Origin of the sequence: Evansella halocellulosilytica, assembly GCF_002335745.1 — a bacterium.
GTDB lineage: Bacteria > Bacillota > Bacilli > Bacillales > Salisediminibacteriaceae > Bacillus_CA > Bacillus_CA halocellulosilytica.
Map to the genome: position 1 here is coordinate 3,544,873 of NZ_NIST01000001.1, position 23,976 is coordinate 3,568,848.

Annotated in this window: 20 protein-coding genes and 4 pseudogenes; 18 read left to right on the forward strand and 6 right to left on the reverse strand. The window is 35.0% G+C overall.

Translation table 11 applies throughout. The annotated features are described in order from the left end of the window. The first annotated feature begins 10 nt into the window (after positions 1-10). The 4 genes from gucD (at position 11) to CD001_RS16935 (ending at position 4,300) form a co-directional block, all read left to right on the forward strand. A complete protein-coding gene (gucD, locus tag CD001_RS16920; RefSeq protein ID WP_096188815.1) occupies positions 11-1,477 on the forward strand; it encodes an alpha-ketoglutaric semialdehyde dehydrogenase GucD in 1,467 nt (488 codons plus the stop codon). A 109-nt stretch (positions 1,478-1,586) separates the two neighbouring features. Then, positions 1,587-2,354 carry an enoyl-CoA hydratase/isomerase family protein gene (locus tag CD001_RS16925; protein ID WP_096188816.1) on the forward strand — a complete coding sequence of 256 codons (768 nt, stop codon included), beginning with the start codon at positions 1,587-1,589 and terminating at the stop codon, positions 2,352-2,354. 36 nt (positions 2,355-2,390) lie between these two features. Beyond that, entirely contained in the window at positions 2,391-3,584 is a 1,194-nt protein-coding gene (locus CD001_RS16930; RefSeq protein ID WP_096188817.1) for a CaiB/BaiF CoA transferase family protein, read from the forward strand. Between the two features lie 218 nt (positions 3,585-3,802). After that, entirely contained in the window at positions 3,803-4,300 is a 498-nt protein-coding gene (locus tag CD001_RS16935) for a L,D-transpeptidase family protein (protein WP_096188818.1), read from the forward strand. Positions 4,301-4,376: 76 nt separating this feature from the next. Here CD001_RS16935 and CD001_RS16940 read toward each other — a convergent pair. Beyond that, positions 4,377-5,078, reverse strand: a pseudogene (locus CD001_RS16940) (Tn3 family transposase); the annotation flags it as partial. A gap of 129 nt (positions 5,079-5,207) precedes the next feature. Here CD001_RS16940 and CD001_RS16945 point away from each other — a divergent pair. Genes CD001_RS16945 through CD001_RS16955 form a run of 3 tightly spaced genes read left to right on the forward strand, consistent with a single transcriptional unit; the run spans position 5,208 to position 8,711 of the window. Next, positions 5,208-6,299: a tyrosine-type recombinase/integrase gene (locus tag CD001_RS16945; protein WP_022629640.1), complete on the forward strand. Its 1,092-nt coding sequence runs from the start codon at positions 5,208-5,210 to the stop codon at positions 6,297-6,299. Then, entirely contained in the window at positions 6,299-8,335 is a 2,037-nt protein-coding gene (locus CD001_RS16950) for a tyrosine-type recombinase/integrase (protein ID WP_022629639.1), read from the forward strand. The genes CD001_RS16945 and CD001_RS16950 overlap by 1 nt, the downstream gene beginning before the upstream one ends. Beyond that, entirely contained in the window at positions 8,328-8,711 is a 384-nt protein-coding gene (locus tag CD001_RS16955; RefSeq protein ID WP_022629638.1) for a DUF6262 family protein, read from the forward strand. Before CD001_RS16950 ends, CD001_RS16955 begins: the two co-directional genes overlap by 8 nt. Before the next feature lie 216 nt (positions 8,712-8,927). Here CD001_RS16955 and CD001_RS16960 read toward each other — a convergent pair whose 3' ends face one another. From CD001_RS16960 to CD001_RS16980, 4 genes and pseudogenes are all read right to left on the reverse strand, one after another. Next, a complete protein-coding gene (locus CD001_RS16960) occupies positions 8,928-10,046 on the reverse strand; it encodes a Ger(x)C family spore germination protein (protein ID WP_034633240.1) in 1,119 nt (372 codons plus the stop codon). A 3-nt stretch (positions 10,047-10,049) separates the two neighbouring features. Further along, positions 10,050-11,507 (reverse strand): spore germination protein, encoded by a 1,458-nt coding sequence (locus CD001_RS16965; protein ID WP_022629636.1) that lies wholly within the window; start codon positions 11,505-11,507, stop codon positions 10,050-10,052. Further along, positions 11,488-12,579, reverse strand: a complete 1,092-nt coding sequence (locus CD001_RS16970) for an endospore germination permease (protein ID WP_022629635.1) — start codon at positions 12,577-12,579, stop codon at positions 11,488-11,490. Before CD001_RS16970 ends, CD001_RS16965 begins: the two co-directional genes overlap by 20 nt. A 505-nt stretch (positions 12,580-13,084) precedes the next feature. Continuing rightward, a pseudogene (locus CD001_RS16980) lies at positions 13,085-13,294 on the reverse strand (glutamate synthase-related protein); the annotation flags it as partial. Between CD001_RS16980 and CD001_RS16985 the strand changes: the two are divergent. Then, positions 13,277-13,861: a hypothetical protein gene (locus tag CD001_RS16985; RefSeq protein ID WP_022629633.1), complete on the forward strand. Its 585-nt coding sequence runs from the start codon at positions 13,277-13,279 to the stop codon at positions 13,859-13,861. The pseudogene CD001_RS16980 and the gene CD001_RS16985 sit on opposite strands and share 18 nt — an antisense overlap. Before the next feature lie 221 nt (positions 13,862-14,082). Beyond that, a pseudogene (locus CD001_RS16990) lies at positions 14,083-14,877 on the forward strand (phosphotransferase). A gap of 252 nt (positions 14,878-15,129) precedes the next feature. Here the strand turns inward: CD001_RS16990 and CD001_RS16995 are convergent. After that, positions 15,130-17,412, reverse strand: a pseudogene (locus tag CD001_RS16995) (Tn3 family transposase); the annotation flags it as partial. Between the two features lie 147 nt (positions 17,413-17,559). On the opposite strand from CD001_RS16995, the gene CD001_RS17000 reads away from it, so the two are divergent. From CD001_RS17000 to CD001_RS17040, 9 genes are all read left to right on the forward strand, one after another. Beyond that, positions 17,560-18,135: a recombinase family protein gene (locus CD001_RS17000; RefSeq protein WP_096190655.1), complete on the forward strand. Its 576-nt coding sequence runs from the start codon at positions 17,560-17,562 to the stop codon at positions 18,133-18,135. A gap of 229 nt (positions 18,136-18,364) precedes the next feature. Then, the gene (locus CD001_RS17005; protein WP_096188819.1) at positions 18,365-18,841 is read left to right on the forward strand and encodes a DUF2975 domain-containing protein; all 477 of its coding nucleotides are present in this window, start codon (positions 18,365-18,367) and stop codon (positions 18,839-18,841) included. 10 nt (positions 18,842-18,851) lie between these two features. Then, on the forward strand, positions 18,852-19,058 hold the full coding sequence (locus CD001_RS17010; RefSeq protein ID WP_096188820.1) for a helix-turn-helix domain-containing protein: 207 nt from the start codon (positions 18,852-18,854) through the stop codon (positions 19,056-19,058). Between the two features lie 56 nt (positions 19,059-19,114). Continuing rightward, positions 19,115-19,486 carry a hypothetical protein gene (locus CD001_RS17015; protein ID WP_142303606.1) on the forward strand — a complete coding sequence of 124 codons (372 nt, stop codon included), beginning with the start codon at positions 19,115-19,117 and terminating at the stop codon, positions 19,484-19,486. Positions 19,487-19,509: 23 nt separating this feature from the next. Next, complete coding sequence (locus tag CD001_RS17020) at positions 19,510-19,848, forward strand: hypothetical protein (protein ID WP_096188822.1); 339 nt, start codon at positions 19,510-19,512, stop codon at positions 19,846-19,848. Positions 19,849-20,369: 521 nt separating this feature from the next. Next, positions 20,370-20,561, forward strand: a complete 192-nt coding sequence (locus tag CD001_RS17025) for a hypothetical protein (protein ID WP_096188823.1) — start codon at positions 20,370-20,372, stop codon at positions 20,559-20,561. A 115-nt stretch (positions 20,562-20,676) separates the two neighbouring features. Continuing rightward, positions 20,677-21,276 (forward strand): DUF6431 domain-containing protein, encoded by a 600-nt coding sequence (locus tag CD001_RS27355; protein ID WP_407081092.1) that lies wholly within the window; start codon positions 20,677-20,679, stop codon positions 21,274-21,276. 196 nt (positions 21,277-21,472) lie between these two features. Then, positions 21,473-22,849 (forward strand): DDE-type integrase/transposase/recombinase, encoded by a 1,377-nt coding sequence (locus CD001_RS17035; protein WP_096186329.1) that lies wholly within the window; start codon positions 21,473-21,475, stop codon positions 22,847-22,849. Next, a complete protein-coding gene (locus CD001_RS17040) occupies positions 22,846-23,646 on the forward strand; it encodes an ExeA family protein (protein WP_096186330.1) in 801 nt (266 codons plus the stop codon). Before CD001_RS17035 ends, CD001_RS17040 begins: the two co-directional genes overlap by 4 nt. The last annotated feature ends 330 nt before the right edge of the window (positions 23,647-23,976 follow it).

Below are 23,976 nucleotides of genomic sequence, written 5' to 3' on the forward strand. Positions count from 1 at the left end.
GTGAATTAATTTGGCTTTACAAAAAGAAGGAGCAGTTTTTGATAATTATGTGAACGGGCAATGGATACCTAGTGTAAGTAATGATCGAATTACTAGTGTAAATCCAGCTAACGTTAATGAGGTGGTAGGGTATACCCAGAAATCCACTATGGAGGATTTAGATCAAGCAGTAACATCAGCTAAACATGCACGAACATCATGGAGGAAACTGGCGGGGGCTGAACGAGGGGAATTTTTATATAAAGTGGCCTCCGTTATGGAAACGAGGGCGGATGAAATTGCAGAGACCATGACAAAGGAAATGGGAAAAACACTTCCGGAGGCAAAGGGAGAGACAGCAAGAGGGATAGCTATTTTAAAATATTTTGCTGGTGAAGGAATGCGAAAGGTAGGTGATGTGATTCCGTCTACTGATAAGGATGCGCTCATGTTGACGACAAGAGCACCTTTAGGCGTTGTCGGAGTGATTACTCCGTGGAATTTTCCTGTTGCTATTCCAATTTGGAAGGTGGCACCAGCCTTAATATATGGAAATACAGTCGTTTTAAAACCGGCAAGAGAAGGAGCGGTGACAGCAGTAAAGGTTATCGAATGTTTTCATGAGGCTGGATTACCAGCAGGAGTCGTTAATCTTGTTACGGGATCAGGCTCTGTAATTGGCCAAGGAATAATTGATCATAAGGATATTCAAGGCATTACCTTTACAGGCTCTAATGAAATTGGCAAACAGATTGGGCAGGGTGCGCTTGCGCGAGGAATTAAGTACCAATTAGAAATGGGAGGAAAGAATCCTGTAATCGTAACAAATGATGCAGACCTTGACTTAGCTGTTGAAGCAACCATTACTGGCGGGCTTCGCTCAACAGGTCAAAAGTGTACTGCAACAAGTAGGGTAATTGTTCAGTCAGATATATACGATGCTTTTAAGACTAAATTAGTGTCGAAAATTAAGGGATTGAAAATAGGAGATGGCATGCAAGAAGGAACTTGGATGGGACCTTCTGTCAATGAAAGCCAATATCGTACAGTTCTCTCTTATATTGAAAAGGGAAAAGAAGAAGGGGCGACCTTAGTTTGTGGTGGTGAAAAGATTGAGGATGAAAGACTAAGGAACGGATATTTTTTGCAACCAACCGTCTTTGAACATGTTACATCGTCTATGACCATAGCTCAGGAGGAAATCTTCGGTCCCGTTCTTGCTTTAATGAAGGTAGATTCCTTGGAGGAAGCGATAAGAATAGCAAATGATGTTGACTATGGCTTAAGTGCATCGATTTTTACAACCAATATCCAAAAGATGCTTAACTTCATTGAAGATATGGATGCAGGCTTAGTCCGGATCAATGCAGAAACTGCAGGAGTTGAGCTTCAAGTACCATTTGGTGGTATGAAACAATCAAGTTCCCACTCTAGGGAGCAAGGGGAAGCTGCTAAAGAATTCTTTACTTCTATTAAAACTGTTTTTATTAAAGGGTAAGTTCAAATCAGTTATAATAGGTAATTTTTGAAGGAAACAACATTGCTGCAAATATGCTACTAAATGTAGGTATTTTATAGGATTTTAATACTGTGAGAGAGGTGAGTTAATGGCATCCGTTGATTTTATAAAGGATCATCACATTGCCACGATTACATTTAATCGGCCTGAAAAATTAAACACGATGACAAAAGAGATGGCATCCCAGTTATTAAATGCCGTTCATAAAGTAAATAATGATGATAATATTCGTGTAGTAGTTTTGACTGGTACTGGAGAAAAAGCGTTTTCAGCAGGAAGCGATATTAGTATATTAGATGAATATGGTGATAACTGGAAGTATCGAAACCGCTTAGAATACTGTGATGTATTAAGAAGTATTAAAAAACCTCTTATTGCTATGGTGAATGGATACGCAGTAGGAGGTGGTTTGGAATTAGCGCTATGTGCAGATATGCGCTTTGCTGCAAAAAATGCAAAATTAGGCGCAGTAGAGATAAAGTTAGGTTGGATTGGTGGTGGGGGAGTCACTCAATTATTAACTAATTTAATCGGTTATGGGAAAGCAATGAAAATGATTTTGTCTGGGGATATGATATCAGCTGACGAGGCTTACAAGGATGGGTTAGTCGAAGTGGTTGTTCCTTATGATGAATTAGAGAAATATACGTATGACTATGCCCATAAAATTGCTGAATACTCCCCAATAGCACTTCAGTCTGCAAAGCATTCCTGCAGGATGGCGCTAAGTGTACCATTAGAAGCAGGTATTTTGTATGAACGTGATTTACAAGCCCTCTCCTTCTATACAGAGGATAAAGAAGAAGGCATACAAGCTTTTCTAGAAAAAAGAAGTCCAAATTTTAAAGGGAAATAAGGGGAAGCGTTTTGTCAAAATCGAGGAGGATAATGGATGAGTAACGGACCTTTAGATGGAATTATAGTATTAGACTGTTCACTAGCCATGTCTGGCCCTTTCGCTGCTCAAAAGTTAGGGGACATGGGAGCAGAAATTATAAAAATCGAACCTACAGGTAATGGGGAATGGCACAGAACTCGACCTGCAGCTAATGCATGGGTCAATAAGCTTAATTCCTCTTTCATATCGTTTAACCGAAATAAAAAGAGCTTATCTGTAAATTTAAAATCGGATGAAGGAAGGAAAGTAGTTTATCAATTAGTAAAAGAGGCAGATGTTATTTTACAAAATTTTCGTCCAGGAGTTGTGAAAAGGTTAGGTTTGGACTATGATACTGTTTCGAAGCTAAATAAGGAAATTATCTATTGTAGTATTTCTGGTTACGGAGAAACAGGTCCTTATGTAAACAGACCAGGCCAAGACCTCGTCCTACAAGGGTATAGTGGTGCTTTATGGAATACAGGTAAGCAGGGTGATCCACCACAGCCAATTCCTTTATATGCTTGTGATGCAACGGCAGCTCATAATGCAGTCGAAGGTATTTTATCTGCACTCTTTTATCGACAGAAGCATGGCAAAGGTCAAAAAGTAGAAGTGAATATGTTAAATGCCATTATGGATATGCAAGTACAAGAATTATCGGTTTACCTCACAGGAGGAATAAAACCAGAAAGAACTGAAGAACCATTAGCCCATACATTACTGACTGCACCATATGGAATCTACCAAACAAAGGATGGCTATATGACTTTGTCGATAGGACCAATCGATGTCTTAGGTGAGGCACTTGATAGTGATCGCTTACGTTCGTTTACCGAATGGAATGATGGCATGATTCACCGTGATGAAATATATCGCATTGTTTCCAGTATATTATTATCTAAAACAACAGCTGAATGGATCGAAATACTTGATAAGCATAATTATTGGGCAGGTCCAGTATATGATTATGATGACCTAGTTAATGATCCACAAGTACAACATAACAAGATGATTGTAGAAATGGATCATCCAACAGAAGGAAAGCTTAAAGTTCTAGGAATACCTATTAAATTTAACAAAACACCTGGTACTTATCGTGACCACCCACCTTTATTGGGTGAACATACAAAAGAAATTTTAGCAAGATTAGGTTACACAAAAGAAGAAATAAACGAATTAAAAGAATCACAAGTCGTCCAATATTGATCTTCCTAGGACACCAGGGACAGGAAGGAACCTGTCCCTGGACTTGAAAAAGTATATTTAAAAGAAAGGTAGAGAAGCCATGATGTTGGCATCTTTACCTTTTAAACTTGACTTCTATATGTGGAAAATGAAGGTAAATCCATATTATAAGAGACGTACAAACAATTTCTCCTTTTTAGAACATATTCTATAATAAAAATATGTTTAAGGAGGACGCAATGTATTTTCATACTGTACAAAGAGGTGAGACGTTATTTTCAATCTCAGAAGATTATAGAGTACCTTACCAAGAACTTTTACAAGCAAATGAAAATATCGATCCTAATGTAATTATTGAAGGACAGCAAATTGTCATTCCCGGACTGCCTGACCCTGATCTTCTTCCATATAAAATAGTTGTTTCACTAAGTGAACGAAGATTAACGTTAAATGAGAATGGAAACAATATCCAAACATATCCGATTGCAGTAGGTAAAATATTATCTGAAACGCCTGTAGGTAATTTTGTCATCATAAACAAAGCGCCAAATCCTGGCGGTCCTTTCGGAACGATGTGGATGTCACTTTCTAAAAAGCATTACGGTATTCATGGAACAAATGACCCTTCCTCTATAGGAAAAGCTGTATCTCGCGGATGTATCCGGATGCATAATAACGATGTTGAAGAGTTAGCTAGTATAGTGCCGATTGGAACCCCCGTTTTTATTCATCCATAATGGGGGTAGCGTCAGGAAAATGCGGATTTACAACGATAAGCCTATTTTCCTGACGAATTCTCTATTTTTAACAACGTTAAGAAAGTTTCAATGGTCTTAAAGAATCTAACGAAACTATTTTATCGGAATTAAAATGGTATTCTCCTAATAAATTAATATGTTCCCAACCTAGAGGTGACATATGGTGCAATAATTCTTCATTTAAACTATCTGACCGTTTTTGATATTCAACTGCTTTTGTTAGATGTAAAGTATTCCAGATACTGATGGCATTGATGATTATGTTTAAGGCACTGGCTCTTTGCAATTGATGCTGTATGGTTCGTTCCCTAAGCTCTCCTTGCTTTCCGAAGAAAATAGCTCGTGCCAGTCCATTCATAGATTCTCCTTTATTCAATCCTCTTTGTATTTTTCTTCTTAAAGATTCATCTGAAATATAATTAAGAATAAAGATAGTTTTTTCTATTCGGCCCATCTCACGTAAGGCTGTAGCTAGGCTGTTTTGTCTTGAATAAGAACCTAATTTCCCCATAATAAGGGATGCTGAAACTGTTCCTTCTCTTATAGAATGAGCTAATCGCAAAACATCCTCATAATTTTCTTTAATGACCTTTGTATTTATTTGTCCACGTAAAATGGCTTCTAATTTTGGATATTCACTTGCTTTATCTATTGTAAATAATTTCGAATCTGATAAATCTCTTATTCTTGGAGCAAAATTAAATCCTAATAAATGAGTCAGTCCGAATATTTGGTCTGTATAACCGGCTTTAATTGTACTATCATTAGAAGTAGTTATTAACGTATCTTACGATAACAACTACTTCTTTTTTATTTCCTTATAGAATCATTATCTGTACTATGAAATTTATGTATATAAAGTATCCTAAGAAACCAGGGGGTGGTAATGTTGAAAGTACAAGAGGTTCTTATTCAAGAGAAGAAAAGATATCTGTTAATTGACAAGGATGGCTATCCTGTCATACCGGTTGCAAAGTATATAAAGTATTTAGATAACGTTGGAAAAGCTGAAAACACACTAAAATCATACTGTTACCATCTAAAGCTTTACTTTCAATTCCTAGAGGAGTGTGGATTAGAATATCAAGAAGTAAACCTTGATATTTTGGCTCAGTTCATCGGATGGCTGAGAATTCCTGATCAATCTACAAAAGTCATTTATTTTGAAGAAACCTTAGCAAAACGATCAGAAAAAACGGTCAATACCGTCATAACATGTGTCATGGGGTTCTATGACTATTTGACTCGTAATGAGGATTACGGAGGAAATGTAAATGATCAGTTAAAAAAACAAGCCCCAGGGCGTTTTAAGACTTTTAAACCTTTCCTCCACCACATTACAAAAGGGAATTCATACGATAAAAACATTTTAAAGATTAAGGAACCAAAGCGTTTAATCAAAACTTTGAGTAAAAATCAAATCCAAGTGATCCATGATGCTTGCAGCAATATACGGGATGAATTATTATTCCGTATATTATATGAAGGGGGATTACGTATTGGAGAGGCCCTTTCTCTGTGGGTAGAGGATTTTGATATAGGTAAAAATGCTATTACGGTGAGGAAATCCAAAACATCCGATGGGGAAAAACGAAAAATTTATGTATCTATTGAGACTATGAATCTCTTTCAAGATTATCTAATAGACTTTCATTCTTACGAAATTGATAGCAATTATGTTTTTATCACCTTAACTGGACCAAATCGTGGTAAGCCAATGACTGATGGTTCTGTACGTTCTTTAATTAAACGGATGAAGAAAAAAACAGGAATAGATTTTACCCCTCATATGCTTCGGCATACATATGCTACAGAGTTACATGAAGCAGGAGTAGATATTGCCATCATACAGAGGTTATTAGGGCATGCACACGTTCAAACAACCATACAGACTTATATCCATGCATCCGATGAAACCATACGTGGAAGCTGGGAACAAGCTCAATCAAATAAAAAAATGGGAAGAAGAGATAAATAATGATACAGAGTGCATTGGAAATTAAACCCCTTCCCCACCATCTGGAACAGATAAATGAACCATTACTTGGATATTGGGCAAATGATGTGTGGAATGTACAAGAATGTCCCTTCTTGGATAAACACTATGATTGGAATAGAAAATTGATTTTTGATAAGGTACAAAATCTTGGATTAAAAAATGAACTAAAATATTATTTTTATAAGGGGTTACAGGAGACAAGGATTTCGATTACCTATGCTTTTATGCATTATTCTCCATGTCTTAAAGTTTTTACAGAATTCATCTCTCGATATTATGCTAATTTAGATTCTATTATTGATATACCGAAAGAAAAGTTTCTAACAGAATATCGAACATTTCTTGTAGAGAATGGAAAATCAGTTGAAATTATACACCGGAAAAAGTCATCACCATGGATATCACCAACAGTTCAACCATCCTTGTATATTAGACTATTTCTTCAAGTTTATGAATTTTATTATCACCTTTATGATGAACGTGAAGAAACAGATAAGGATTGTTGGGATGTTCGAAAATTGAAGATTAATTATAACAATACAATCAGTAGATATTCATTAGACTTTTCGAAGGTTCCGCAACCTTATAGACAATTATTTAAAAAATATATAAAGACTCGCCTAGTTTTTCAGCAATCCATTAGCTTTTCTACAGCCGTATGTTATTTAAATAGACTTTCGTTTTTCTTCACCTTTTTGAAGGATAAACATCCTGAGTGGAAAGAATTAAACCAGCTATCCAGAATGGATATCGAGGAGTACATTGAATACTTGCGACATTCCACTATTAAAAAGGGAAAATATTTAATTAATCCAGATCACAATTATGTAAATCGTTTTTTAATAGACCTTAAAACGTTTATCTCATACATACAGAAATTCGAATGGGAAGAAGCTCCGACAAAGTCAGTAATTTCACTATTGTCAATTGAAGATATCCCTAAAAAGAAAAGAGCAAAAGCTGATGAAATTAAATATATTCCGGATGAAGTATGGGAACAGTTAGTTTACCATATTAACCAACTTTCCTCAGATCATATACCTATAATTCTTCTAATGGAAGCTACAGGTTTTCGAATAAGTGACGTTTTATCACTTAAAATTGACTGCTTAGTAAATCAAGAAGATGGTTGGTGGATTATCGGAGATCAAAGAAAAGTAAGTTATAAAAATCATAAAGTTCCTATTTCAGAAGAAATTGCTAATGTGGTCTTAGCGCAGCAAGAACTTACAAAAAAGAGATCAACTTCGGACACGAACCCTAAGAAATATTTGTTTCCAATACTAAAAGGGAAAAGGATGGGTAATCCCATATCACAGGATTCCATTAAGCTGAACCTTAATAAACTAGCTAATAGATGTAATATTAAGGACAAGGATGGAGAAATTTATTGGTTTAAAAATCATGCATTTCGACACCGTTACGGTGTTAATTTGATTAATAACGGAATGAATATCCTTCATGTTCAAAAACTGATGGCACATGCCAGTCCTGAAATGACATTAGTCTATGCCCAAATTCATGATAAAACACTACGTGATGAATGGGAAAAGGCTCGAGATAATGGTGCAGTAAGACTAGATACTCATGGAGAAGTTATTGTCGCTGATTTAGCTCAACAGGCTGAAGAAAATGGAGTTGAACTGGAGTGGATACGGCACAACATGGACTCCATTCGTTTAGATCATGGGTTTTGTGTAAAAAGCCCAAAACTTCATTGTGATTTTCTTGAACAGACATTGGAACCACCGTGTATTAAAAATAACTGCAGAAGTTTTCACGTTGACAAGACTTTTCTCGGCTATTATCAAGATCAAATATCTAAAATGGAAGCTGATATTGAAGTATACAAAAAATCCGGAAGGTTACGTTCTATTGAGTTAATCGAACCCAAATTAAAGAGATATAAAGAATTAGCAAGTGGTTTACTACATACTGGTGGTATCTTTGGTTTGGATAAAACTAGACGTGAGTATGTTGGAAATGAACGTGAAAAGGTGATGCAAAATGTCTAATGAAAGCCCAAATACCGAAGGTATTATAAAACATGCGAAGTTGAAAACGGAAAAGACCATTCAAAAAGTTGAAGAAACGATCAAAAAGATGATAAAAAAACAAATAAAAATCAATTTTAACTCTGTATCTGCAGAATCAGGGGTTTCAAAGGCATTTCTATACAGAAATACAGAGCTCCGAGATCGAATCGAAACACTTCGCAAACAACAAGAAGGTCTCTCCTCAATAAAACAAGTTAAAAGGAATATGAGTGACGCATCAAAAGATGTAATTATTGCTTCCTTACGGAAGCGAGTCAAGGATTTAGAAAATGAAAATAAAGAAATTAAAGAACAATTGAAAATTCAATTTGGGAAGATTTATGAGGGAATTTAAGTTCCTACGATTTTCCCTTCCCTGATTGATTTTTTTGTGTAATATGACAATGCCATTTAAAAGATAAGTTGTATTCCGCAATCTGGCCAGATTGTTGAAGATCGAATAATGGATAAAGACCATTAATGTCGTATTAGAAATAAATAAAAAGTATGACTATTAATTTTGTTAAGTGAGCAAAGCAATTGCATCTTCCATGTTTCAAATATTGTCCTTTTAATGTTTATAGTTTATATTTTGTTCAATGTGTATCTTTACTTCAATATGTTCTATAGATTCTTTATCAATCGAATTAATTGCACTTACATCCCACTTTTTCAGATGATATCGATATGTTTTTTCACTTATATTTAACAAATCTGCATTTATTTCTTCACTTTTCTCCATCGTCTTTAATATTTCCCTTTTAATTTTCTTTTCTAATACTTTTTTAATTTTATCTATACTAATATCTTCCTCATTTTGAATCAATACTGCATTGGCTTTTACAATTAAGTGATAGGAAGGTTTATAACCATTTACTACTTCAATTGTTTTTTTAGGTTTCTGTATGATTACACTTACTTTTTCTTCAAAGAGGGAGAGAGGGATATTAGTAGCTTTTTTAGAAAACCATTTTAAGCCAACTAGGTCTTTTTTATTTACCCATCCTTTATATTGTTTCTGTGAAATGACAAATCCTCCGGTAACAACAGCAATATTTTTCTTTTCTTCATCCTCTGAGTAATGAGTTTTATTCATTTCTAATGAAGGTATGATCTGTGTACCAACTGGCTGGGAATAGGTCGAGATAAATTTATTATACTTTTCAATGGGAATAAAAAAGTTGTTTTCAGTTAGGGTTTTGGGATTATGGATGATTGTATATAAAGATGGGAAATTAAAAAAGCTCTCACTTGTTAAAATTTGTTTAATATCCTGTTCCGTACCAAAAAGCCATATATTGTATCTAAGTAAAGAATTTTGTCCAATAAATTCGATGACGGACTTCATTTGCTCCTTTATAAGATTTTCACTTAAAAGAATGGATTCAACATGCCCGTAATAGAGAGGTAATGCCGACTTTTGTTCTAATTTGCTTAAAGCGGCCTGTATTGTTTTTCCTTTAGCTTCTCCAATTAAGATGGGGGAGGCTTGCTGTAGAGAAGAAGCGCCTTCTTGCTTCGCGATATTGGCAAAATTCAAGGCTTGAATATAGGCGATAAATTCTCCTTCAGCGTAATCTAGTCCTAAAGCTGTAATATAAGTTTGACTTTGTATTTCTTTTGCACCCCAGCACCCAGTCAGGAAAAAAATCTGACTGCTTATCATGATGATCAATAAAATCTTTTTCATATATTACTCCTTTTGACTATCGCTATCAATAGGTTGGTATGCTTGATTTCGCTTCTTCATAAATCGATAAGGCAACTTCAACATATTTTTAATGATATCTGCTCCATGGGGTTTGGATAAATACGACATATACGGCTGACCAAAGCTTTCTAATGAAACCACGTTTGTTAGAATGAGAAAAAAAGAAATAAAGAAGCCATATAATCCAAATAGACCTGAAAAGGCTAAAACTAGAAATCGCAGAATCACGAGATTGCCTGCCAGGGTTTGATTACTTAGGATATAACCTGATATCACTGTAACAGCAACAATGACCAAACAGGATGGAGATGTTAACCCTGCACGAATCGCAGCATCACCAATAAATAATCCGCCTAAAACAGCAACAGTTTGTCCAACAGCCTTAGGTAGGCGTACCCCGGCTTCTTTAAATAATTCAAATAAAACAAGCATAATAAAAACTTCCATAGGCGCAGATATAGGCAAGCCAATTCTAGAGGCAGATATTGTTGCGATAAGTGAATAAGGAATTTGATCAAGTTGAAAGGTTATTAACGAAATATAAAAACCAGGTAAGAAAATCGTCGTAGATATAGCCAAAAACCGCAGAACACGGACCATACTAACGTAAAAAAAACTATCATGAGCGTCTTCTGGTGAATATAATAGTTGATTTAAATTTGCGGGTCCTATTAGGCAAGTCGGATTTCCATCTACTATGATCACAAATCTTCCTTGTGTTAAGGATTGAACAGCAAAGTCTGGTCTGCCTGAATTCTCCATCAAAGGGAATAGTGAAAAGGTTTTGTCATATAGGAATTCCTCAATTTCGTAACTGCTAGCGACACTATCTACCTTTATGGAATCTAATCGCTTTTTGACATCTTCAAGAATAGAAGGATTCATAATATCATTTATATAAAGTAATAAGATTTTCGTTCTGCTTCTTTCACCAATTGTATAATCAATGCTTTTTAATGATGATGTTTTTAATCTCTGACGAATTAATGCCATATTATCCGATATATTTTCTACTAATCCATCCCTTGGCCCTCTAATTGAGGATTCCATGTTAGATTCTTCAGGACCTCGTTTTGGAAGATTTGATACGGGTAGAAAGTAAAGATCGTTTAAATGATGATTAAATATGATTAATTCACCTGAAAATAGTTTTTCCTCTGTCTCTGTTTTAACGGTATGTATATCTTTAAGCTTATTGGCCTCCAGAACATTATTTAATAATTCAAAATTTAAGTGACCGTTCTTTTCTATAACTTCATTAATAGTTGGAAAAATAACCTCATTTATAAATTTCATATCTACTAATTGAGGACAATACAAAAAATCCAAAGTATGATCTTGATAGTCCCTCGTTTTTATCACGGTATCAGAAGAACCTTCAAACCAAATTTTCAATTGTTCTATGCTGACGACTTTTTTATTAGGTTGAACTTTCTTCATGTTGATCTCCTTTTAAATGAATGATTAGTAAAAAAATCAGTAGCGTGCAAATTTGAAAAATAAGGCTAAAAGGGAAAAAATAATTTTGTAAAAAGTAAAAAAATGAGGTAGCATTCCAAGGAATGGAGGCACCAATGATTAATAGTAAATAAAGGATAGGAAGACCCCATTTTTTCCTTTTGTTTGATAAAAATAGTTTGTCTGCAATAAATAATGATAAGCTTATCCGAACAAATGCTCCAGAGAGCCATTGAAAGATTGAAAGAAAATCAAGTCGAGTAATATGCTCGCTAATTTCTAAAAGCTTCCACTGCTCATAAGCTGGATTCTTCAATTTTGTTGCTTCTTCTGGACCAAATTGTGAAATGGCTCCCACAAGTGGACCTAAGATTAAAAACACAAGGATGATCCCAACCAATATAAGCCATTTAATCTTTAATCTGTCTTTAATAAAAGACGTTAAAAACAAAAGAAAGATCATTTCAAACAAACCAGCACAGCTATACACTAAACCATGAAGAAAATCTATGTATCCATTCTCAAATATCGGAAATAACAGTTCATAATTCTTATTTTTCGAATTTCCGAAACCTACTAAAAATCCGAAAAATGACACTAATGGAAACACTAGAAAAGCAATCGTACTTATCGTTCGTATTCCTTTCACAGACGCATACAAGCAAATGAGTCCGAATAACAATACACTGACAAAATTAGGGACCTCAAAAGTATAATTAGCATTTGCCCAAAAAAAAGTATACTTAAGAGTAATAAAGGCAGAAATTAGAAAATAGGCTCCGAATACTATTGAAAATATTATAAAAACCCCGGATTGAGATAATTTTCGTTTAAGTAAAGAGAGAATATCATCATGAGTATTTAATTTTTTATAAATATGAAAAACAAGCAGAATCCAGAGGATAAATGGTATCGTACTGAAAATGACACTTAACCAGGCATCCCTGTTAGCGGTTGATAATATAGCTGGGATAATTAGAACATGTACCATGAATCCTGTAGACATAATAAATAAGATATAAATATGAACAGCTTGAATCATCTTTTGATTCATGGAAAACCACCTTAAAATCAGCTAATTATAATTACTTGCATAGTTTAGCCTTGAAGCTGAAAAAAATTCACGAGAGTGTATAAAAAATTGTTTAAATTGTTAAAGTCAACAACAAAACGAACAGGATAATTTACAAAGCTTTAAAAATGACTTAATAATTTTGTTTCAGTTGACAATGGAATAAAAAACTTTCATTAGTAGCACATTATTAATAAAATTTTAAAAGCAAAAGTTTACAACGAAAGGATTTGAAAGATTGGATTTGATTAAAAAAAGATTAACTTCTGCAGAAATAACAAATTTATGGATCTATTATATTCAGGAAACTATGGCAATTCCAATCATTAAAATGCAGATTAAAGAAATTTAACTTGGAAATTTCCGAGGATAAAACCAAAATTATTTCTTTCGGACGTTTTGCGGAGAATTATGCAAAACAAAATCTCTTTTCGGAAATTACGAAGGGCTTTGTTTAACACCATTTCAGCAAATTCAAAACCTGAACTGAATTAATCGCAGTTCCTGTCTTTTTTGCTGCTTCCGCCAAAGAAAGCCTTGCTTGTTCACTAAGTGCAATCCCATATGCCATTCCACTGATCAAAAGTGGAATTTTTATTTTCATTGTTTTTTTTGCCTTTGGACCAATGGTAACGGCAACATCTACTACTTCTTCACCATCAATTGGAAATGGTGACGTTTGTGCGGGGAAGCTAGTGAAATCTTAACAGACAAAGACATTGATAGAGAAGAAGCAATAAGATTAGCTGAACAAGTCAAAAGGGATATGGAAGCTAACCCAGACAAAGTAATGTACGCTTCTCCAGTAGAAGAACCTATTATAAGCGATGAGAGATTTATTGAACTATTAAGTAAAGAAGGCGACTTAACAGAAGAAGAATCTAAACAACTTTCCAAAAGAGTTGAGCGCGATCAAAAAAACAATCCAGATAAGGTTTTCAATGCTTCTCCAGTTAAGGAAGATGATTTCTCCATCCAAAATGTTGGTTTTGAATTTGATTTCCTCGGTCCCTCTCTTCCTGGTAGGAATCATATAAGCGCTACGACTAGCACTTTAAAAGTTAGAATACAAACAACCATAAATTTGCCAGTAACTTTCAACCTATATAGAGTAAGCGACGGTGCCTTCATGGGTAGTAGGACATACCCTAAGCTAGCAACTACAGAGGCTACTTTTGGTGTGCAGATTTTATCAAGTTACAGATTTATATTAACAGGTAAAGATGGATCTTGGAAACGAGGGGTAGGTTTTATGTACCACTAAAACCATAAAGAAAAGTTATTATAATCCAACCGGGGTGATATATCATCCCGGTTTTTTTGTGGTTTAGATATCCCTCTGGAGAGCATGTAAAATCTACACCTTTTTCTTTATTCCGTTTAAATGGAGCGATTGTTCAATATAGGCAATCGTTTTTTCTTCTAACAACGAATGATAGGAGGTAATATAGAGTGCCTTAATTGTTAGTAAGGGAGATGAATACAATGTCAAACTCTAAGGAAGAAGAAAAGTTAGCTGGAGGGAATGTCTCAAATGTATATCGATTTGAAGATACTGTTCGACGAGAAATAAAACCTAATAGTTTGAAAATACATAAATTATTGCAGCACTTAGAGAGCAAAGGTTTTAATTATGCTCCGAAGTTTTTGGGTATTGATGAAAAATACAGGGAGATATTATCCTTCATTGAAGGATAGGCTGGAAATTACCCTTTGAAAAAATATATGTGGTCAAATGATGTGTTAAAAGAAATAGCACATATGCTTCGTCTTTACCATGACGCAGTTAGTGACTTTCCTTTGTTTGATGAATGGATTCCAATTGACAATACTCCTATAAATAGAGAGGTCCTTTGTCATAATGATTTTGCTGTGTACAATATTATTTTTAATCATGAACAGCCAGTAGGCATTATTGACTTTGATGTTGCAGCTCCCGGCCCAAGACTTTGGGACATAGCTTACACCCTCTATATATGCGTTCCTTTAAGCAGACTTTATCATAATGAAAAAGGTGAGACAGTCAATTATAATACTTTATATGATGCAGAAAGGATCAAAACAAGAATCAAGTTGTTCTTTAACTCTTACGATATTGAAGGTATAGATGAAGACTATTTAGAGATGGTATTGTTACGGTTAGAAGGGTTATGTAAATACATAAAGAGAAAATCCAACGAAGGAGACACTGCATTTCAAAAAATGATAGCCGAAGGACACCTTGAGCATTATGAAAAGGATATAGAATTCATTCGTGAACATAGGAGAGAGTGGTATTAATCAGAGTAATAAATTGATTTTAAAGGGACTAGACTATTTGATATCTCCAGATCACGCCTTAAACAATCTCGGAGTTTTAATCGAAGAACATATATAAGTTATCTCGAAATCGAGTCTTCCGCAATCGGGCGCGATTGCAGAAGATGATGGCTAACGACTTTGAATCGTTAGTCATTTTTAAATCATTCTTTAAATACATGTCTACAATGAAAGATCACATTATAATTCTAATTTTTTTATAAAAAGGTATTGATAACCAGCTGTGTCTGTATAATGCTCTTCTATGTTTAAATCCGTCTCATGGTGCAACAAACCATCTAAAACATGAATCGCATCCCTTGAATTAGTATGAATAATCTTTGTGTAGTAAGAAGAGAATTGATCACTAGTAAAACGATAGATGGTTGCTCCTTTTCCGGTTCCATAATGTGGATTTGCATCTGCATGTAGTGATGAAACACCTAGCTGCATTCTCATACCATCCGATGAGGATGTTGTACCGTCGCCCCAATAGGAAGACAATTGTAATTTATGATGAAAATTTACTAATACTGCTTGTGCTTTATTCATGGCATCTTCATACATGCGCCATTGAGATACATTGGCTAGTTGCTTATATGTAAGTCCGGGTGTTGCTTCAGCCATCTTACTCAAACCAATATTCATTCCCATTCCTAAAAGGGCTGCCATAATAATAATCGTTTCTTCTTTATCCGGTTTTCGACTATTGGAAGCATGAGTGAATTGTTCATGAAATCCTGTTATATAAGCAACATCCATGAGTAAATCGGTTAATTTTATTCTTGGGAGCATCTGATACAGGCTCGCACTAAATTTTTTTGCTTCTTCCGGAACATCTTTTTCCAAGCGTGCAATTGATATCTTTCCTTTTTCAAGAGAAACTCCGTCCAACTTGACAGAATTGGCAGCTAACCACTTTAGCCTTTCATTAAGACTTTTGGTTCTCTCCGTCATATAATCTTCGAATGATAAACTAACTGATAATCTCGTATTCTCCTTCGCTTCATTCCATGTATCTTCTGAAAACAAATATTCCTCAAAATCTCTATATTGCCTGCTACCAACAATGGAAACATCTCCTGCCCGAACATGCTCCCGCAGTTCCGTTAAAACAGCCATTTCATAGTAATGACGGTTAATTGTTGTACCATCGTCCTCGTATAAATGCCTTTTCCAGCGTTTTGAAATAAAATCCACTGGTGAGTCATCAGGTACTTTTCGCTTTCCAGATTCGTTCATTCCTCGGATAATCTCTACAGCTTGTAAAAGTGGCTCATTTGCCTTTGTAGAATGAAAGTCTAATACTCTTAATAGCGTTGGAGTATATTTTCTAAGTGAATAAAAGCGTTTTTGCAGTAAGTCTAAATAATCATAGTCAGCAGGACGTGCAAGCTCCTGAGCTTCTTCTACAGAAGAAACAAAAGAATTCCATTTAATAACAGATTCCAAAACCTCAAAAACATCTAATTTATCCTTTTTTGCTTTGATTAAAGCCTGTCCGATGTTCGTAAAGTGTATAACCTTCTCATTTAGCTTTTTACCGTTTTGTTTCTGAATTTCTTCTTGTGCCTTACGGCCTTTTGATAACAGACTTAGTATTTGTCTGTCATGAATTTCAAATGCCTTATCCGTTAACTCCTGAGTAAGATGTAATAAATAGACGGTTAATATCGAATATCGTTTATTTTCTTGAAAGTCACGAAATGCATAAGGCTCATATCTTGAACCTAAGCGAGATAGCTGTAACAGGCGATTGCGATGCAAATGACTAATTTGTACCGTTTCTAACTCCATTCCTCGTATGTATTCGAGTCGTTCTATTACTTTTAGAAATGTTTCGGGTGAAGGATGACCTGGTGGTTCCTTTAACCAACCCAATATCGTTTTATTGGATTCGGATGGATGCTGCGAAGTAATGACCTCTTCCAGCTTTTCTTTTTGCTTTTTTGTTAGAGATTGATTAACCATATTAAATAGCTTCTTTTCAGCCCTTGCCCTTGCCTCCCACACCATTCTCTCAAGTGTGGTGAAAGCAGGTAATATGATTTTATTTTTTCTTAGAAAATCTATGCATTCATGTAGTAAATGTATGGCATCACCATTTTCCAAAGCTACTTGATGAAGATGCTTAAATGTCATTCGATATTCTTTTAGGGTAAAGGTTACAAAGTCGTATTCACTTCGAATTTCTTTCAAATGATCCCAAAGTGTATTTTCTCTTTGAGGATAAAGACTAATCGTGGATGGTATGGCACCGATTTGTTTCGATATATAATGTATGACGGAATCTGGGATGCTTTTGATATGAGTGTATGGCCATCCGGGATACCGAAGAACGGCCAATTGAACTGCGAAGCCTAAACGATTTTCTTCTCTCCTTCGCTTATTTATAATTTCTAAATCTCGTTTGGAAAAAGTGTAGTAGGTTCCCAATACCCATTCATCTTCAGGGATTTGCATTAAAGCAAGTCTCTGATCTGGTGTAAGTAATTCTCTACCTCTCGCAATATTCATGTAGTCTCATCCCATTTCTGTAATTTTTCAGTTAATTAGTTTAATTATATATCAATAGAGTGTACTCTATTGATACAAGTATAGTAGACTGATAAAATCATAGTTAAGAGTGTCTCATAAGACTTGTCTCAAAAACGAGGTGAAATTTTGCAGAAAATCGGTTATGTACGCGTCAGTTCGACTAGCCAAAATCCTTCAAGGCAATTTCGGCAATTGAACGAAATTGGAATGGATATTATTTATGAAGAAAAAATTTCAGGAGCCACAAAAGATCGTGAACAACTTCAAAAAATGTTAGAGGATTTACAGGAAGGTGACATTATTTATGTTACAGACCTAACTCGTATTACTCGTAGTACGCAGGATTTATTTGAATTGATTGATTTAATACGGAGTAAAAAGGCAAGCTTAAAATCACTCAAGGATACATGGCTAGATTTGTCAGAAGCTAACCCATACAGCCAATTCTTAATCACAGTAATGGCTGGTGTTAACCAATTAGAACGAGATTTAATCCGTATGCGTCAACGTGAAGGGATTGAGCTGGCTAAGAAAGAAGGCAAGTTTAAAGGCCGGTTAAAGAAGTATCATAAAAATCATGCGGGAATGAATTATGCAGTAAAGCTTTATAGAGAAGGAAATATGACTGTAAATCAAATTTGTGAAATTACAAATGTGTCTAGAGCTTCATTATATAGAAAGCTGTCAGAAGGGAGACAATAATCGTTCCTTATTCCATTAAAGGGACCACGATTGTGGAATAAGGCTGTGTTGAAACAATGAGGTATTATTTAGGCTCACAATATTTTTGAAAAGTATCTTTGTTTAATCAAAGATGCTTTTTTATGTCAATAATCAATAACAATACATTAAAAGTAAATATATTTTTATTGAAATACGATAAATTTATGTGTTATCATTACAATGATGATAATTAAGTGAGGTGCTTTTAATGCAAAGAGGAACAACACTCTTTTTAAGAATAGCCGTTTATTTTATTGGGATTATGGTACTTGCCTTGTTTATATTTTGGTTACCTAGATTAGCAAACGATACAGCAGAAATGTTTCCGGAGTTTTCCTATTTACGATTTCCCATTTTAATCGGTTTGTATGTAACAGGAATCCCGTTTTACTTTGCTTTGTATAAAGCTTTGAAACTTTTAACCTACATTGATAAAAACAATGCCTTCTCGGAGCTGTCTGTAAATGCATTAAGATATATAAAATACTGTGCAATAACAATTAGTTGTTTATATGCAATAGGGACTATCTTCTTATTGGCACAAAACGCTTTACATCCCGGAATAGCAATTATCATATTTACAATTATTTTTAGTTCCGTTGTTATTGCAGTCTTCACAATGGTTCTTCAGAAGTTGTTGAAAAGTGCTTTAGATATAAAATCAGAAAATGATTTAACGGTCTGAGGTGAAAATAGTGGCAATTATAATCAATATTGACGTGATGTTGGCAAAAAGAAAAATGAGTGTAACAGAATTATCCGAAAAGGTTGGAATCACAATGGCTAACATATCTATTTTAAAAAATGGAAAAGCAAAAGCGATTCGATTATCTACTTTAGAATCAATTTGCAAGGCATTGGATTGTCAGCCGGGGGATATTCTTGAATATCGAAGGGATTAGACAATCAAGATCGGAAATGAAATCGGAGCCGGTACTTGTTCATAAATTGAAAGGAAGTGTTAATCATTACTATTTCATTAATACTTTTGGTGATTTTTGGTGTCATTGTACTTACAACGTTTATTGTGCCTGCAATTTTGGCTATTAGAAAAAGTGAAAAGGGAAAACGTCCTTATAAGATTTCTTATATAATAGTAGGACTATTAATTTTTCAATGGCTCTTTTTCTTGATTAATGGATACAGTTTACTACCAATGGACGTTGCCGATGCATTGTTTGTGCCTATATGGTTGGTGCTGTGTGTAGGGGGGGCAATCACGGCTATCGTTGAATTCAAAAACAACAAGTTTTTTTCTATTCCCGTTGGAGGCTTAACAATCATTAGTTTTTTATTTAGTGTCCTTGCTTATGGAATTGGAGAAATGTGATTATCCATACAGGGGGAGACATTTTGAAAAAAATACTTTTTATATTATTGTTATCTTTTTGTACATTACTTTTATTTGCTTGTCAATCTCAAGAAAAGGAAATGATGATGTTAGATGATATTTCATCGATTTCCATATCTAAATCTAGTGGCTATGGTGGAATAAACGAAAATTATATTGCAACAATTGATAACGACACAACCATTTCAAGGTTTAAAGAGGCTTTGAAAGATGCAGAAGGTAGGGAACAGAAAGTTAATGTCGATACTGAAAAGCCTGATTATGATATTTTAATTCGCTATGAAAATGGGGAAACTCACGGATTGCACCTTGTGCTTGGGAATACAGGAGAAAAAAGCTGAGTAATGTATGTTGGTCACGAACAAAATGGCTTTGACATATCTTCAGAAGACACAAAGATTTTAAAGGATATTTTTAAAAAACAATAAAGAATTATTCCTCAAACTTTTTAACGGAGCAACGAAAAAGCCCAATTTCTCAATACAAATGTTGAGAAATTGGGCTTTTTAATATGGGGATTTCCTTATCGTTGTAATTCCGCATTTTCCTGACGCTACCCCTAATGGAACAAGTATTACATCCTCTAAATTTTTAGAGGATTTTTTTGTTGTTGAAGTTCTGATCTAACGAATTGTCTCGACGGACAGGACGTCCTAATTGTGGGCATGCCACAGGACGTGGCGTATTGCCCGGGTGACGGATATGCTTCGGAGCGTTGCTAGTAGAGGAAGAGACGAGGCGCTTACGTTTTTCATTCAAGGTACGTAATCCTCGTTATAAATTTAAGGAGATTCGTTCAAACTAAGGTAGCTCTCATAAATAATAGCAACGAAACTTCAAATATAAGCGAGGAGTTCTACATATGAAAAAAGTTTCTATCGTATTTTATGTATCAATTGCTGTCTTAATATTATTAGTCATTGCAGGAGTTGCACTCCCAGACACATTAGAACAATTAACAACTTCTATCCAAGGATTCATCTCAAGCTGTCCGCCGCCATTTCCAATGACGGCGGATTTTGACATTTTAGGAATTAATATTGACGTTACATGAGGTAGATTATATGTGACAATGGATTTTTGAGAAAAATATCCATTACGGAAGAAAGGCAAAATAAAAGCCCCAAAGAGATGACCGTCTCTTTGAGGCAAAAACATTTTCAAAAACCATGATTATCATAAAACATATCTCTAAATCTATCAAGGGGTACTTGAGGAATTACCATGAAGTACCACCCGTCTATAATGAACCATGCCCATTATGTGGAAGTAACCTTCATAAACATGGTTATTACAAAAGAACAGTCCTTACAAAGTCAAAGAGTTATATCCTTCGGATTTATCGCTGGAGATGCTCGAATCAAACTTGTAGACAAACAATCTCTATTCTCCCTGACTTTTTAATACCATATCGAGCTCATTACACATTGATCTATGAGAGTTTCTTTTTGAGGATTTTTCATAAAAGAGAAACGTATCAAAGTGCTAATCTAAAGATAACACGTGGCTACCCTTATCTTATACCAAAGGGAACCTTGAAACGTTGGAAACGACAATGTAATAAACAACTTCAACGTCTCACCCAGCAAATGTTAAAAATGTTATTAAGGGTGTATCCTGCCTTCAATGTTGGATCAAAGGTCCGTCACCCGAATGTGGCGGAGACTCTTATTCAACTCATCTTAACCGTTTGGAAAAAAGTTCATCCTTCGAATCCTTACCCCTTCTACGGTTTTCTCCCATGGATAAATTTGCTTATACAAGAATAAATGCCTCGCAATGGAATTTCCTTCAGGAAGTCTTTCACCGACATCATCAATGCCATTTTGTATTCGCCTAAAATACGGCTAATAATAACCATAAAGTTCCAATAAGGGTCGTGAAATCCCACAGAACTTGTCCCCTCTTCAATTGAGCCCCTTTATAAGAAAATAGAAAAGACATTTTATTTAAAGGAGGCAGGAGATGGACGAACAACTGAGAACAAACATCGCACTATTTCGGTTTGGTTTAATATCAAACGTTGTAACCAGAACCTTGGAAAAAGGAGAATTATCACAACATCTAAGATCTATATCCAATCAAAAGCACATCAATGCATATGGAGAAGAGCAAACCATTAGCAAACGAACACTCGAACGTTATCTTCAACTTTATCGTCAAGGAGGCTTCGAAGCACTAAAACCTAGTAAACGTGCAACATGTACATCAAGAGTGATTGGAGAAGAAGTATTAACGAAAGCGATTAGATTGAAAAAGGAAAAGCCTGAACGCTCTGTCGAGCAAATCATTCGTATTCTAGAGTTAGCAGGTGTTATTAAACAAGGAGAAATATCAGAGAGTACGTTATCGAAACAATTAAGAAAGCTAAATATTACGAGAAAGAAATTAAGAGGATCAAAGTCGGGGAGTTATCGTCGTTTTGAGTTCCCTTATCGAAATGCATGTTGGCAAGGGGATGTTCAACATACACTTTATCTTCCAGATCCTAATAAACCAGAGCGTAGACTCACTGCGAAACTCATTGCATTCATGGATGACTATTCAAGGTCCATCGTCCATGGCGAATTTTACTTTCAGGAACGAGGACCACAATTAGAAGACTGTTTACAAAAAGCAATGATTTCTCAAGGGAAGCCTGAACAAATTTACGTCGATAACGGAGCAGTATATCGATCGGATATTTTAAAACTTGCATGTGCAAAGTTAGGGATTAAACTTTCCCACTCTAAACCTGGACGTCCTGAAGGACGTGGGAAATTAGAGCGCTTTTTCCAGTTTGTCGATACCTCTTTTAAAGTTGAAGCTTATGACTTAATCGAATCTGGAAAAATACAAACCATTGAGGAACTAAATCATTATTTTCAAATTTGGTTAGGTACGTTCTATCATGAACGCAAACATGGAGAAACAAAGCAAACACCTAGAGAGCGTTTTGAAGAAAATGATCATCCACTCGTTTTTCCCACATTAGAAGAAATGAAGCAAGCATTCTTATGGGAGGAAAAGAGAAAGGTAGATAAGACAGGGTGTATATCCTTTCAAAATAATAAATATGAAGTAGATTCTGTGCTTAGTGGCAGTGAAATTATTGTTCGATACGACCCAATCGATTTAAATCATCTTGAAGTGTGGCACGATGGAAAAAGCTTTGGTATGGCAAACGCTTTGGAAGTTCATCGAACAATTGATAGACGGTTCATTATGGAAGAAGAAACACAAGAAGAAATAAAAACACAATATAACTTTTTAGAACTCATCCTTCCTGAGCATGAAAAGAAAAAGAAAGAGCAATTGGGACGCTTAAGTTACAGTTCCATTATAAGAGGTGAAGACAAATGATAGCAGCTTATTTTGGGTGGGAAAAAACCCCTTTTCAAAAACAAATATTAACGCATGATTTATTCCAATCCGAACAGTTCGAAGAAATGCAAGCAAGACTCGAATTCATGATTAACCAAAGAGAATTCGGCCTTATCACAGGAGAAGTTGGTGCAGGAAAAACAACCGCCCTACGGGCTTTGCATGACCGTCTTGTATCAAGTGAACATGTTTTTCTTTATTTATCAGATTCATCTTTAAAACCAAGGGATTTTTACCGAGAGATGCTTGTGCAAGTTGGGATTGAACCAATGTTTTTAGCAAGTGATCTGAAAAGACAATTCAAAGCCGCTCTACTAGACTTATATCAAAACAAGGAAAAAACACCGATTGTAGTGATCGATGAAGCACACCTTTTATCGCCTACAATGTTGCAAGAAATTCGTTTCTTAACAAACTTTGAAATTGACTCATTATCCCCTTTAGCACTTATTTTAGTGGGGCAACCAGAATTACGTGATAAAATACGCCTTCGAAGTCTAGAAGCTATTTCTCAACGAATTACAACTCGTTTTCATTTAGTAGGATTAACGTATGATGAAATGAAAGAATATATAGAGCATCATTTGAAAGTTGCAGGCGAAGAAAGACAAATATTTACGGAAGCTGCCATGAAGAATATTTATACGTACACAAAAGGAATTTTACGATTAACAAATCGTTTATGTACAGAGTGTTTATTAGATTGCGTTGCGAGAAAAGATAAGTTAGTTGACGAAGATACCGTAGAAAGAGTAATCGCTGACCAGAGATATTAAATAAACAATTTGACTTCGGAAAGGGTTAATTTAATGGAGACCAAATTAAGTACCATTACCATAAAAAGCATGAGCATGGATGACAAGATGGAACTGCTTAAACAAATAGAAAAAGAAAATGAAGAATTAAAGAAGCAAAACAAAGAGTTAATCAAAGCAATTTAAAAGCATAGAGAGCATATAGAAATGAAATTATTATTATAATTATCTCCCTCGTCTTAAAGACGGGGATTTTTTATAGCTGACAAAAAAGTGGCGGTTAAAAGAAGGAAAACGAAATGGCGGTTCCGAAGGAAGTTAGTCAACGACAGTGACGTTTCCGAAAGAACC